Origin of the sequence: Paenibacillus sp. 2TAB26, from assembly GCF_052115145.1 — a bacterium.
Taxonomy (GTDB): Bacteria; Bacillota; Bacilli; order Paenibacillales; family Paenibacillaceae; genus Pristimantibacillus.
Genome location: NZ_JBFRGC010000028.1, coordinates 88,319 through 101,902, shown reverse-complemented (window position 1 = coordinate 101,902; position 13,584 = coordinate 88,319). Strand labels below are relative to the sequence as shown.

The 13,584-nt window shown below is 46.8% G+C and carries 10 protein-coding genes; 9 read left to right on the top strand and 1 reads right to left on the bottom strand.

The window, feature by feature from the left end; genetic code table 11:
• The first annotated feature begins 889 nt into the window (after nt 1-889).
• The 9 genes from AB4Z50_RS27900 to AB4Z50_RS27860 all read left to right on the top strand — a co-directional run bounded on the left by AB4Z50_RS27900 (nt 890) and on the right by AB4Z50_RS27860 (nt 12,750).
• The gene (locus AB4Z50_RS27900; protein WP_441884443.1) at nt 890-2,110 is read left to right on the top strand and encodes an MFS transporter; all 1,221 of its coding nucleotides are present in this window, start codon (nt 890-892) and stop codon (nt 2,108-2,110) included.
• Nucleotides 2,111-2,279: 169 nt separating this feature from the next.
• On the top strand, nt 2,280-3,341 hold the full coding sequence (locus tag AB4Z50_RS27895) for a LacI family DNA-binding transcriptional regulator (RefSeq protein WP_441884464.1): 1,062 nt from the start codon (nt 2,280-2,282) through the stop codon (nt 3,339-3,341).
• A gap of 284 nt (nt 3,342-3,625) precedes the next feature.
• Nucleotides 3,626-6,433, top strand: coding sequence for a beta-galactosidase (locus tag AB4Z50_RS27890; RefSeq protein WP_441884440.1), 2,808 nt, complete (start codon nt 3,626-3,628; stop codon nt 6,431-6,433).
• 72 nt (nt 6,434-6,505) lie between these two features.
• Complete coding sequence (locus AB4Z50_RS27885) at nt 6,506-7,426, top strand: ABC transporter permease (protein WP_076270425.1); 921 nt, start codon at nt 6,506-6,508, stop codon at nt 7,424-7,426.
• Nucleotides 7,427-7,438: 12 nt separating this feature from the next.
• Nucleotides 7,439-8,350, top strand: coding sequence for a carbohydrate ABC transporter permease (locus AB4Z50_RS27880; RefSeq protein WP_076270355.1), 912 nt, complete (start codon nt 7,439-7,441; stop codon nt 8,348-8,350).
• 75 nt (nt 8,351-8,425) lie between these two features.
• Nucleotides 8,426-10,042 carry an ABC transporter substrate-binding protein gene (locus tag AB4Z50_RS27875; protein ID WP_441884436.1) on the top strand — a complete coding sequence of 539 codons (1,617 nt, stop codon included), beginning with the start codon at nt 8,426-8,428 and terminating at the stop codon, nt 10,040-10,042.
• A 229-nt stretch (nt 10,043-10,271) separates the two neighbouring features.
• Nucleotides 10,272-11,033: a sugar phosphate isomerase/epimerase family protein gene (locus tag AB4Z50_RS27870; RefSeq protein ID WP_441884433.1), complete on the top strand. Its 762-nt coding sequence runs from the start codon at nt 10,272-10,274 to the stop codon at nt 11,031-11,033.
• A 27-nt stretch (nt 11,034-11,060) separates the two neighbouring features.
• Nucleotides 11,061-11,708 (top strand): ThuA domain-containing protein, encoded by a 648-nt coding sequence (locus AB4Z50_RS27865; RefSeq protein WP_441884430.1) that lies wholly within the window; start codon nt 11,061-11,063, stop codon nt 11,706-11,708.
• 52 nt (nt 11,709-11,760) lie between these two features.
• Complete coding sequence (locus tag AB4Z50_RS27860) at nt 11,761-12,750, top strand: Gfo/Idh/MocA family protein (protein WP_441884427.1); 990 nt, start codon at nt 11,761-11,763, stop codon at nt 12,748-12,750.
• Between the two features lie 87 nt (nt 12,751-12,837).
• Here AB4Z50_RS27860 and AB4Z50_RS27855 read toward each other — a convergent pair whose 3' ends face one another.
• Nucleotides 12,838-13,464, bottom strand: a complete 627-nt coding sequence (locus AB4Z50_RS27855) for an SGNH/GDSL hydrolase family protein (protein WP_441884424.1) — start codon at nt 13,462-13,464, stop codon at nt 12,838-12,840.
• Between the last annotated feature and the right edge of the window lie 120 nt (nt 13,465-13,584).

Sequence of the window (13,584 nt, the reverse complement as noted above, 5' to 3'; positions counted from 1 at the left end):
AGTTGCGGCAGCGTTTGTTCGAGGTGGAAATCTMGCTRTAAGCACGCATAGGTTCTTAAGGAGAAAGAAAAGGCTAGGTTTGTTGTCTGTAAGAACAAATATGCGCTTACAGAGCAGCGGCAGCGTTTGTTCGAGCGGGAAATGGAGCTGTAAGCACGCATAGGTTCTTACAGCGAGAGAAAASGMTAGGTTTGTTGTCTGTAAGAACAAATATGCGCTTACAGAGCTACGGCAGCGTTTGTTCGAGGTGGAAATGGAGCTGTAAGCACACATAGGTTCTTACAGCGAGAGAAAAGGCTAGGTTTGTTGTCTGTAAGAACAAATATGTGCTTATAGAGTTACGGCAGCGTTTGTTCGGGGTGGAAATGGAGCAGTAAGCACGCATAGGTTCTTAAGGAGAAAGAAAAGGCTAGGTTTGTTGTCTGTAAGAACAAATATGCGCTTACAGAGTTGCGGCAGCGTTTGTTCGAGGTGGAAATGGAGCTGTAAGCACGCATAGGTTCTTAAAGCTGAAGAAAAGGCTAGGTTTGTTGTCTGTAAGAACAAATATGCGCTTACAGAGTTACGGCAGCGTTTATTCGAGGTGGAAATGGAGCTGTAAGCACGCATAGGTTCTAACTTTTGGGACAGCCCCTTCTGTTATTTGGGGATAAAATGGCGGCAGCTGATTATAGAGAGGCTGCCCTCTAGGTATTTAGATGCCATTTTCCAGACTGCCCCTCTAAGCGCAAATAACCTCGTTAACCATCATTTGACGTGGTTTGTCTCGGGTTTTCTTGTTTTTGCACCTTATAGTGGTTTTTGAACAAATGGTAAAGGAGGCGTATAGTGGTTAATAGTGTAAATGACACGGAAATTGCAAAGCAAGGCAGACTGGAGGTTGCCGAGTATGGAACCATGGAAGCGTACCATGTGGATTTTATGGTTCGGCGTTCTTTTTTGCAGCTCAAGCTATACGATGTCCGTACCGTTCCTGCCGCTATTTCTGTTCGATTTGGGGGTGCCGGAAAGCTCCGTCAACCTATGGGCTGGAATTGTACATTCCTCAGCTTTCCTCGTCGGAGCAGTGATGGCTCCCTTATGGGGGATGCTTGCAGACAAGTATGGGAAGCGGAAAATGGTCATCCGAGCAGGACTCAGCCTAGCTATTATTTATGCGCTGATCGCTTTTGTGCAAACGCCATGGCAGCTCGTCGGCGTGAGAATGCTGCATGGCTTTGTGGGTGGATTTGTTCCAGCATCCATGTCGATCGTAGCATCAGTTGCACCGAAGGAGAAGCTTGGCTGGAGCCTTGGCATGATGCAAGCGGGTACGATGACTGGCGGTATTCTCGGACCATTATTCGGCGGGCTGTTGGCTGAAGCATTTGGACTTCGCAGATCCTTTGTTGTCGCTGCGTTTATTATTTTAGCTGCGACAGTGGCGGTTATTGTATGGGTGAGGGAAGGAAAAGCGGACACATCTGAAGGGGCAGCGGCCGGAACGAAAAAAGAAAAGCCAATCACTTATCGGATGGCTTTTCGCAATCGTGCACTCATGAGTATGCTGCTGCTGCTCGTTATCGTTCAGCTATCGATTAATATGATACAGCCGCTCATTACCCTTCATATTGCCAAGCTGCAAGGGGGGCTGCAAGGAGCGGAGCTGTCAGCTGGTTTTGTGCTCTCGCTTATCGGAATAGCAGGCATTTTGGCATCGCCAGTTTGGGGAAGGCTTGGTGAGAAGAAGGGCTTCTACCGGATTCTCGTCGTATGCCTGTTCTGCGCGGGATCGATCATTAGCATGCAGTTTTTTGTACAACAATTATGGCTTTTCGCTATCGTGCAATTCATATTCGGTTTATTTATGGCTGGCATAGCGCCTATCGTCAATACGCTGGTTGTCCAAAGCACAGATGAGCAGTTTAGAGGCAGATCATTTGGGCTAACAACAAGCGCGAATCAGTTCGGTGCGATGCTTGGTCCGCTCATCGGCGGTTTGTTAGGCCTGGCCGTAGGCATCCACTGGATCTTTGTCGCCACGGGGATGATTATGGCAGCAGCCGGCGTGAGCGTATGGATAAAGCGGAGACATGAGATGGGGAAAACGAAGACAGCCTATCGAGCTTAACTCGGAGAAAAGTGAATAAATAGGCAGCATAAGCCAGGCGGAGTCTAGGGGAAAGCGCTCTAGTTCCTCTTGGCTTTCGTTGTAAATAATAGGAAATGTTCGTTTCTATTTAAACAAAAGTCTGTTATTCTACTGAAGAATAGAACTTTGGACTGAGGAGTGAGCTGCTATCAAGCCGGTTACTGTATATGATATTGCTAGGGAAGCGAACGTCTCAGTAGCCACTGTGTCGCGCGTCATTAATAATACGGCTCCGGTAAAAAAGTCAACCAGAGAGCGAGTTATGGAGTTAATTGCGAAACATCAGTTTCAGCCGAATGCCATTGCAAGAAGCCTGTTTAAGAAGGAAACGGGAATGATAGGCGTTATTTTGCCGGATATTACGAACCCTTTTTTTCCAGAGGTTTTGTCAGGCTTGGATCAAGAAGCGCGCAGCAAAGGCTACACTTTTTTTCTATGCGATACGGTATCAACGAACGGAGATTCAGCAGAGCAATATGTGCGGGAGTCGCAATATTTGAGTATTCTGATGGAGAAGCAAGTAGACGGCATTGTGATGATAGGCGGACGAATTAACCTTGCTAAGCCAAGCAAAGATCTTGTAAGCGAAGTGGTTGAGGCTAGTAAACGCGTGCCGCTGCTGCTCATTAACGGCAATCTCCCCGGTGAAGGGATGACTCGTGTATATGCCGATGAGCTGGAGGGCGCAGAGCTTGCGACACAGCATTTGATTGACTTAGGGCATACGGACATTGCATTTGTTGGCGGGTACAAAAACATGTCCAATACGATTCAGCGTACTCGCGGTTTTGTGAAAACGATGGAGAAAAACGGAGTCCAAACTCGCAAGGAATGGATACGCGATGGCGGTTTTTCCGTTGAAGCGGGTAAGAAGCTAATGCATCAACTGCTGGAGCTGCCCGAGCGACCAACCGCTATATTTTGCGCGAACGATTTAGTGGCTATCGGCGTTATGAAAGTTGCTCACAAAGCAGGGCTTCGCGTGCCGCAGGACCTATCGCTGATTGGGTTTGACGATATTCCTTATGCCTCGAACAGCATTCCAGAATTAACGACGATTTCTCTAAAATGTTATGAGGTAGGCCGGAACGCAGCGGAGCTGCTCCACCAAATGATTACGAAAAACAAAGTTAATAAGAGCACCAAATTAAGGCCGGAGCTCGTTGTAAGAGAGTCTACAGCTCCACCTTCAAAGCAAAATAATGCTTAAAATTGCGTTTTCAAATAATTATTGACAACGCTTACAATGTTGAATACAATCAAAATGTGAAAAGATAACAAGGTGTCACCTACAATAATGTAACCCGTTACATTTACAGCGAGATCGCTTCTTTCCAGAAGCTAACACATAAATACACATCAGCGAACCGTACAGAATTGCGTTCTGTTTATCCCGGTCATGACGTGTATTTATTTTTATCTAAAAATGTAACGGGTTACATGAAACGGGTTACACATTTCGGGTTTTTAGTCTAATTCGTTGGAGGTTTTGACATGGTCATGGACATTGGAGCGAAAGCAGCCGTGCGATTTGATGCGGATGCCGTGAAGATTCAGGAAACCCCTCATATTTTGCTGTGTGCCTCGCTGTTTTACTTCCGTATTCCAAGCGCGCTTTGGAAGGAGAGGATGGAGCAGCTAAAGGCATTTGGGTATAACAGCATCGATGTGTATTTTCCATGGAACTATCATGAAACAGCTGAAGGAGAATGGGATTTTAGCGGAGAGCGTGACATTGCCTCATTCCTGACAACGGCTGCCGAAGTAGGACTATACGTCGTCGCAAGACCTGGCCCCTACATTTGCTCGGAGTGGGATGGTGGAGCACTTCCGGCTTATCTGCTTACGAAGGGACTGAAGCTTCGCGATAACGATGCTGAATTCCTCGGCTATGTTTCCAAATGGTTTGATCACATCCTGCCTTTGCTAAAGCAGAACCAAGCAGGTGAGGGCGGAACGGTAATCGGTGTTCAACTGGATAATGAGCTCGATTTCTATGATTGTCATGACCCCAAAGGATATATTAGTGCACTACGCGATATGGTGCTTAAACACGGAATAACCGTGCCGCTGTTCGCTTGTGCCGGTCAGGGCGGCTTGCTGCAAGCATCGGGACTCGCAGAGGATGTGGTGCCGACCTGTAATTTCTATCCAGATAATCGAGAGGCTGAATTTGAAGACAAGGTGCTTCACTACAGTGGAACCTTAGCTAAACTAGGTTATCCGCTGCTCGTAACGGAGACGAACCGGGCACATTACCTCCTGCGTAGATTGCTCTCCTGCGGCGCCAAGCTGCTTGGTCCGTATTTGCAGGTATCGGGAACGGATTTTGGCTTCACGAATGCGACGAACAACTGGGGCAAGCCGCTAGCGTTTATGACGTCTGATTATGATTTTGGCGGCATGATTTCTCCTGAAGGGCATATCCGCGAGGAAGCGTATGAGGGCAGGCTGCTTGGACGGATGATTGCAGCTTACGGTACTCCGCTCGCTGAGGCTGCAAGCCAAGGCTTAAGCACGGATTGGAAGCTGATTGGACAAAGCGATAGAGTTGTTGGCCCCTATGCCCTGCAGTTAAAGGGCGGTGGAAAACTCCTATTTGTTACGAATTTAGATGATCAGGATAAAGAACTAGCCATCGTGATGGAGAATGATACGAATACAAAAGCTGCGAGCAGCTTTAAGCTCAAATCGGGCAGGTCGCTGGCGTTACCTTCTCAAGTTCCTCTACTGCATTGGGGAGTAGAAGGATCACTAGAGAGCTCGACAGCGGAGCTATATATGGCAGAAACAAATGATACAGGTGCAGGTCTCGCTTTTCATACAGAAGGTTATGGTGAAATTGTATTGCTGCTAGATGCAGCGCCGGTGGATATGAAAGCTCTGAATGCAACTGTGGAAACGATAGAGGGAGGCAAGGTTAGGATCGCCTTTGAAGGTAAAGAAGATAGCATCTGTTCGATTATTAATTCGGATGGGCATACGTTGAAGCTATTTATTACCGACAGAATGAAAGCGCTTTATTCAGAAGGGTTGAACGATGCTGATGACACCATTAATCATGGCAAGCCGCTCCATTACTCGGATCGCACTGAAATGGCAGCTGCTGAGTGGCGCCTAAATCATTTTGATGCGGCATCACCTATGAATAAAAAGGATAAGAGAGGCCCATCCGCTTCAAGAAAAGCAGATTACTTAGAACAGCATGAAATTTACCGCGGGTATGCTTGGTATGAAGCGACGGTCCGACTGCCTGAAGACAAAGCGGTAAAAGGTATTCTCATTCGCTCAGGCAGTGATGTTGTGTCGCTGTATGCGGGAGGAGAATACGCGGGAACGGCAGTGGCTGGCGGAGGCAGTTCTTATCTTCATTTAAGCAATGGCCTACAAGATGGAAAGCTGCTTGCCAGAGTGGAGATATGGGGACATTCGAACTTTGACGATGCAAGGCTTCCCGGGCTTCGATTGCATGCGATGAAAGGGATTAAAGGACTGTCAGCCATTACAGAGGTTAGAGACCTTAGCCGTAACTGGAGTGTTTACCGGGCTAAGGATCGGATTTTGCACAAGGAGCTGATCGAGTCGCCTGATAGCAGCATGTGGCCGATCGTTAACTTTGGCGGCTGGATGTCTCCTGATCATCCGGCTTTCGAATATTACCGAAAAACATTCCGTGCATCGGAAGCGGCAGACTCGTGGACGCTGCATTTCCAAGGCATTCAATCGCTTGCTCGGCTCTTTGTAAACGGAAAGGAAATAGGCGAGGTGCATCCGTTTGATCCATACTTTAATATCTCTGAGCATGTGACGGCAGGGCAATCCGTAGAGCTTACTGTATTCGTTGAGAGAGTGCTCGGTTTACCGTCTGGGCAGATTTACTTGTATGAAGGCAAAGAGGCCGACAACTTTGCAGTTTATGCGGCAGAAGAGGAAGCGCTTCTGGAGCATGCGGAAAGCTTTCGGTCGCAAAGCGGAACAACCGAGTTTCCCATCTCATTGGAGCCAGGAGAAACCGCATGGCTGTATGCGACTACCGTGAATTCAGAAGCAGGCAAAGGCTGGAGAGCGAAGGTTTCCGGCACTAGCCTTAAAATGACAGTGTTTCTGGAAGGAAGAATCGTTGGACGACTATGGCTGCCAAGCCAAACGAGCAGGCCTGTCATGTCAGGCGGAAGCCCGGATTCCTTTTACTTGCCGGGAGCTTGGTATGAGGGTGTAGAAGGAAGCTTAACGATACTGCTGGAAGCGGTTGATCAAGAGAAGCAAGGGTGTTTGGAAGCAATTCAATTCATATCCGTCTAGCAATGACGACAAGGGGGAAGAAGGATGGAAACGACCATAGTCGAGCGGGCTCCCCAAAGGAAGCAGAAGCGAATGAGCAGCGGCAAGCTTAGACGATTTTGGAACAACAAAACGTTATTAATCATGTGTTTGCCGGCCATCGCTTTCTTTCTTATATTTGCTTACTTGCCGATGCCCGGCCTGTATCTAGCTTTTATTAACTACAACTACTCCGATGGCATCTTCAAAAGCCCGTTTGTTGCATTTGACAACTTTCGCTTTCTCGTTATGAATGGTGATCTATGGCGCCTCTCATTTAATACGGTAGCTTACAATTTGGTATTCATCGTGCTGGGAAATGTCATGCAAATTTTTGTAGCTATTCTACTGAATGAGATTCGGCGCAAATGGTTCAAGAAGATAACGCAAACGCTTATGTTTTTACCTCACTTTATATCTGCCGTTCTAATCGGGCTTATCGCCTACAACATCTTGAGCTATGACTACGGCTTATTGAACAGCTTGCTGGAATCGTTAGGCATGGAGCCTGTCAAAACCTATTCTGATCCGAAAATATGGCCGTTTATCATCGTACTCACCTACCTATGGCAGTCCACTGGGTACGGTTCGATCATTTATTTTGCAGCCATCATGGGGCTGGACAACGAAATTATCGAAGCATCCGAAATTGACGGCGCCAACGCCTTCCAACGCATTATTTACATCGTGCTTCCTTGGCTAAAGCCAACCTTCATCATCTTGATGCTGTTCTCGCTCGGAGGCATTCTTAAAGGCAACTTCGGTTTGTTTTTCAACTTAGTAGGCGCAAACAACACAGCCTTATATCCAACAACGGATATTATCGAGACTTACGTATTCCGTGCCCTAATGACAAACTTCAACTTCTCACTTGGCAGCGCAGTAAGCTTATATCAATCCTTGTTCGGTTTTGTAGTCGTCTTAACAGCCAACTGGCTTGTGAAGAAGGCCTCGCCTGAAAACTCGTTATTTTAGGAGGTGTCACATATGGAAAATAGGGATGAATCACGCAGCATTCGAACAGACATAAGTGGCATCATCGTCAAAGGTTTTGGTTATCTTTTCATTACATGTTTTTCGATATGCTGTTTGTTGCCCTTCTTACTAGTGCTTGGCACCTCACTGACAGCAGAAGGCACGATTAAGAAGTACGGCTTCAACTTGTGGCCGCGCGACTTCAGCACCTTTGCCTACAAAATCGTGTTCGAAAACCCCGATCTCATTATTGGCTCTTACCTTGTCACGATGGGAATCACCATTGTTGGAACGGTCTTTGGTCTCTTTCTCGTGGCGATGACGGGTTATGCGCTGCAGCGCCCTGACTTCGGCTATCGAAATGGCATTTCATTTTTCATTTATTTCACAACGCTGTTCTCCGGCGGCCTTGTGCCCTTTTACTTGCTGATGACGCAATATTTGACGCTGAAGGACAATTATCTTGCGATTCTTCTTCCGGGACTGCTTAGTCCATTTCTCATCATCATGATGAAAAGCTTCGTTCGTTCAATCCCGCATGCCATTACCGAATCAGCTAAGATCGATGGAGCAGGCGACTTTACCATTTTTCTAAAGCTGATTTTGCCAATGACTACGCCGGCGTTAGCAACTATCGGGCTGTTTATCGCTCTTGGCTACTGGAATGAGTGGTACAACTCGATGCTGTTCCTTTCGGCGGATATGAAGTACAGGCCGCTACAGCTGTTTTTGTACAATGTCGTAACCAGCGCTGACTTTATCCGCAATTCGTCCGCTGCATCCAATGTGCAGCTTCGTGATATGCCTCTGGAATCGATGAAGATGGCTACCGCGGTGGTTGCGACTGGCCCTGTCATTTTGTTCTACCCATTCGTGCAAAGGTATTTCATTAAGGGAATTACAGTAGGTGCTGTAAAAGGCTGATGTGCCGCAGGCCTGCAAGGGTCTCTTCACATAAAGGGCGAAGCCCGAATCATGAAAACAAAGGGGAGAAGTGAGATGTCGAACTTCAAGAAGATTTCCGCTCTGCTAATCGCTGTAATGATGATCATCAGCCTTGCGGCCTGTTCCGGCAGCAACGGAGATAAAAAGGAAAGCGGCAATAAAGGGAGTACGAACACGGAAAACGGCAATAAGGGGAGCACGAACACGGATGATGGCAATAAAGCAGCTGATACGTCCAAATTCGTAAAAATCAGCTATGTCGTACTTGGCGATAAGCCGAAAAACGGCCAGTTCGAGAAGGTGCTGGCTGAGGTTAATAAACTGATGAAGGAAAAAATCAACGCGGAGCTGGAGTGGAAATGGGTCGAGTGGGCAGATTGGCAGACGAAATACAATTTGCTGCTGGCATCCGGCGAAGCGGTGGATTTGATTACGATTGGTACGGACTGGCTTGATACATGGGGCAATGCACAGCGTGGTGCGTTTATGAATTTGAATGATTTATTGCCGCAATATGCGCCGCAAACCTGGAATTCAATTCCTGAAGAGGACTGGTCGGAGAGCAAATATAAAGGAAATATCGTTTTGATTCCAGAAAATGATTACACACAGTGGGTTAACCATGGCTTCTTCTACCGTGGAGATTGGGCGAAGGAAGCAGGCATTACGGATCCAATTAAAGACTGGGAAGGCATTGGCAAATACCTGCAATATATTAAAGATAACAAAGAAGGCGTCATTCCTTGGGATGCTGTTGCAGCAACAAGCACATTTGGCGGGTATGCAGCGTCCTATACGGATCAATTAGAGCTTCCAATTTCAACGGGTTATTTGCCAGTGTATACTACCAAATCATTTGAGGAGAAATATACGGTAGTGAGCCCTGTATTCGAAGACACATTCCTTAATTTCGCAACGTTAATGAAGGATTGGGCAGATAAAGGCTACTGGCGCGAGGATGTGCTGAACAACAAAAACGACAACCGCTCCGCGCTGCGCGCTGGATTGTCGGGACTAGATCAACATCATACACAAACGTTTGGCGGGCTGCGCGTTAATATGGATAAGGATCAACCAGGCTCTGAGCTGCAAATGTTCCCATTTGCACGTACAGGCGGCAATAACTTGACGGAGCTCTCCATCACGCACGGAGGAACATCGCTTGGAGCGCACAGCAAAAACCCTGAGCGCGCTCTAATGGCTTATGATTTAATTCGCAATGACGAGCAAATTTATCATTTGATCAACTACGGTTTGGAAGGCGTTCAATACGAAGTGAAAGACGGCAAACGCCAACAGCCAGCAGCTTATAACGAGGCTAAGGATTCCTTTTATTCGGATTTCTGGGGTGGACGTGTCGACAAATTCGAAATTCCGAGCGTAACAACTTGGGATCAGCTCGAAGAAACGTTGTATGCGGAATATGACAAAATCAAAAAACCTTACCCTTACGGCCAATTTGTATTTGATAAAACGCCGGTAGAAGCTGAATTAACGGCGATTACACAGGTTTCGGGCGAGATGGGACCTGCGATTACGTATGGTAAAGCAGGAGACCCAGCTCAAGCCGTAGAGCAATTCCGCAGCAAGCTGAAAACAGCTGGTTACGACAAGGTGCTTGCAGAATTGCAGCGCCAAATGGATGCTTACAAGAAGCTGATCGAAGGTTAACGAATAGATAGTTTGCGAAGCGCAATAGGGGTTTCCAAGCACGAAAGTGCGGGGCTCCTGTTGCGCTTTTTTCAACACCTTTAAAAGAAAAGCGTCCTTTTGGTCAATTATAATCAATTGGCGGGGTATGCTTGGTTAACCTCAGTAAAGTAGCGCTTTCATTAATAATGCTACAATGAATCTATAACCATGTAAGCTAACCCAAATCTATGTTTAAGGCGGCGAAGAAATGAACTTATCAAATATTGCAGTACAGTTGTACACGTTGCGTGACTATTGCCAGAATGAAGCGGATTTGGAGCAGACGCTGCGCAAGGTAAGAGAAATCGGTTATGAAGCGGTTCAAGTATCGGGAATAGGCCCTATTGCTCCAGAAAAAATAAAGCAATTAGCAGATGCCGAAGGGCTTCGTATTTGTGCAACACATGTAAGTCTTGATTCTATGGTCAATGACTTTGACAATACCGTGCAAATGCATAAGCTGTGGAACTGTAAGTATGTTGGGTTAGGCTCTATTCCGGATGAATACCGCACTAGCGGGGAGGGCTATTCCACCTTTGCGAAGCAAGCGACAGAAATCGGAAGAAAGCTGCAGGAGCATGACTTGCAGTTTATTTATCATAATCATCAGTTTGAGTACCAGAAGTTTGCAGGCAGAACAGGAATGGATATTTTGCAGCAAGAAAGTGACCCGGCTGCAGTTGGATTCGAGCTCGACACCTATTGGGTACATGTTGGCGGTGTAAATCCGGTGGATGCGATTCATCAGGTTAAAGGCCGTATGGGTGTTGTTCATCTCAAAGATTTGGAAATCGTTGATTATAAGCAAGTATTCGCCGAAATTGGCGAAGGAAACTTAAATTTCAAAGCGATTATTGAAGCATGCAGAGAGATTGGAGTAGAGTGGTATGTAGTCGAGCAGGATGTATGCAGGCGTGATCCGTTTGAGAGCTTGGCTATTAGTTTTAACAATTTAAAACAATTTCTATAGGAGCAATGCTAATATAGAAGCGAGAGGATGATAGAGATGAAAATCGGCATCATTTGCGACGATTGTTGGCACCCGGGCAAGCTGATCAAGGAAGGCTTGGAGCTGCTCGGCAAGCAAGGTTTTCAGCTCGATTATACCCAGCATGCATCAGAATGGTCGCGCGCATGGATGGATCAGCAGGATGTGGTTGTGCTTGCCAAGTCGAACCAAGTGTCGGCAACAGATACAACGCCTTGGCTCACTGAGGAGATTCAGCTGCAATTCCAGAGCTATGTCGAGCAAGGAAAAGGGTTGCTGGTGCTGCATGCAGGAACGGTGGGCTATCGTGATGAGCCTGTTTTCTTTGAGCTTGTAGGCGGGGTATTCCAGCATCATCCAGCCGCATGTTCCGTTACGATCGTTTATAAGGACGAAACGCCATGGGACAAGGTGCTTGCACAGGACTTTACGGTACATGACGAGCATTATTTTATGGAGGTTATCGACGATCGCATTCAAGTGTTGATGACTTCGGAGTCAGAGCACGGCACGCAGCCAGCGGGCTGGATAAGGGAGCAGGGTGAAGGAAGAGTTTGCGTGCTTACACCAGGGCATCTCTTATCCGTGCTGCAGATGGAAGAGTATCAAGCAACGATAAAACAGGCTTTGAAATGGTGCGGTGGAAGCGACCGATAATAGGGAGCTACCAACAAATGTACATTTTTTATTCAGAGGAGTGAATAAGGATATGTCGGTACAAACAATGAAATGGGGCATCTTGGGTCCGGGCTGGATTTCCTCAAAGTTTGTTAAAGATTTAGCATTTGCAGAGGGTGCAGAGCTAGTCGCTGTTGGTGGGAGAAACCTAGAGAAGGCAGAGCGTTTTGCCAAAGAGTATAATATCCCACGCGCTTATGGCAGCATTGAAGAGCTGACGCAAGATTCCGAGATCGATATTGTTTATGTAGGAACGCTGCATCCCATCCATAAAGATAATGTGCTCGCCTTATTGCGTGCTGGCAAAGCTGTCATTTGCGAGAAGCCATTCACAATGAATGCGGCGGAAGCAAGAGAAATCATAACATTAGCCAGAGAAAAACGAGTATTTCTTATGGAAGCGATGTGGACACGGTTTTTACCGCCAATCCTTAAGGTTATGGAATGGATTGCGGATGGTAAAATCGGAGAAGTGCGAATGCTTAAAGCTGACTTTGGCTTTGATATCGGCTGGGCGCCGGAAAGCCGTCTGCTTGATCCTGCGCTGGGCGGCGGGGCACTGCTGGATGCTGGTATTTACCCTGTTTCCTTCGCATCATTAATTTTCGGAGGGGCGCCATCCAAAATTATGAGCAGTGCTCGTCTTGGCGAAACGGGAGTAGACGAGCAGTTTTCATTGTTGTTTGAATATGAAGGTGGAAGTACTGCATCGCTGAATGGAGCGGTACAGCTGGAAATGGTTAATGATGCTTATATTTATGGAACGAAGGGGCATATTCATGTGCCAAACTTCTTGTTCGGTAAATCAGCATATTTGCACCCGAAACAGGGTGCTGCAGAGTCGATCGAGGACGACCGTGAAGCAGAGGGTTATTCATTTGAAGCTGAGGAAGCGATGAATGCGATCCGTGAGGGAAGGCTCGAAAGTTCAATCATTCCGCTGGATGAGACGCTAGCAATCATGGAGACGCTGGATACAATCAGGAAGCAGTGGGGTCTTCGTTATCCTGCTGATGAATAATTAGTAAAAGAAAGGAGTAGGCTGCGTATGCGCCTACTCCTTTCTTTATCAGTATCGCTGCCTCTAAGCAGAAGCCTTCTAAATTGCTTATGCTTTTACCGCTTGAAGCCATGCTTCAGCAATGAGTGCGGCACCAGCAGGAGACGGGTGAACACCGTCGGGAGCCCAATAAGCCGGTCCTGTCTGCGTTGCAGCCTGTGCGAACAAACCATCAAGCGGAACATAAATGGCTTTAAATTCTCCAGCGAGCTCGCGGACAGCTTGAATTTTTGGATCAAGATCTTCACGCCATTGCTTCTGGCTATCATTTACTGGAAGCACAAAAGGTTCGACTAGAACAAGCTTAGCGTTCAACTGCTCCTTTGCTCTGCTCAGCAAGCGGCGGTAAGTGGTATAGTATTCCTCCGTGCTAAGTGGATCATTATTGTCATAGCGGCGCCAAGTATCATTAATGCCTACATAAACAGACAACAGGCTTGGTTTCAAATCAAGGCAATCCACTTCCCATCTCCGCTCCAAATCAATGACACGGTCACCCGATATCCCGCGGTTCAGAAACGTAGCTTGTTTCTCAGGATATTTACTCGTAAACAAAGACGTTACAAGATTTGCATAACCCGATCCTAGATTTGCCCAGTCATTTCGGTTGCGGCCAGCATCCGTGATGCTGTCGCCTTGAAATAGAACAATTGCGTTTTGATCGATTAATGTCATTTTTTAGACCTCCAATGAGTTCAAATACTAGTCTTCATAAGATAAAACATGTCTTGCAGCGGGATAGCTGTGAGCGCTTTCTATTTGTCAGCAAATTCATAATACAAAGGATTCCATTCT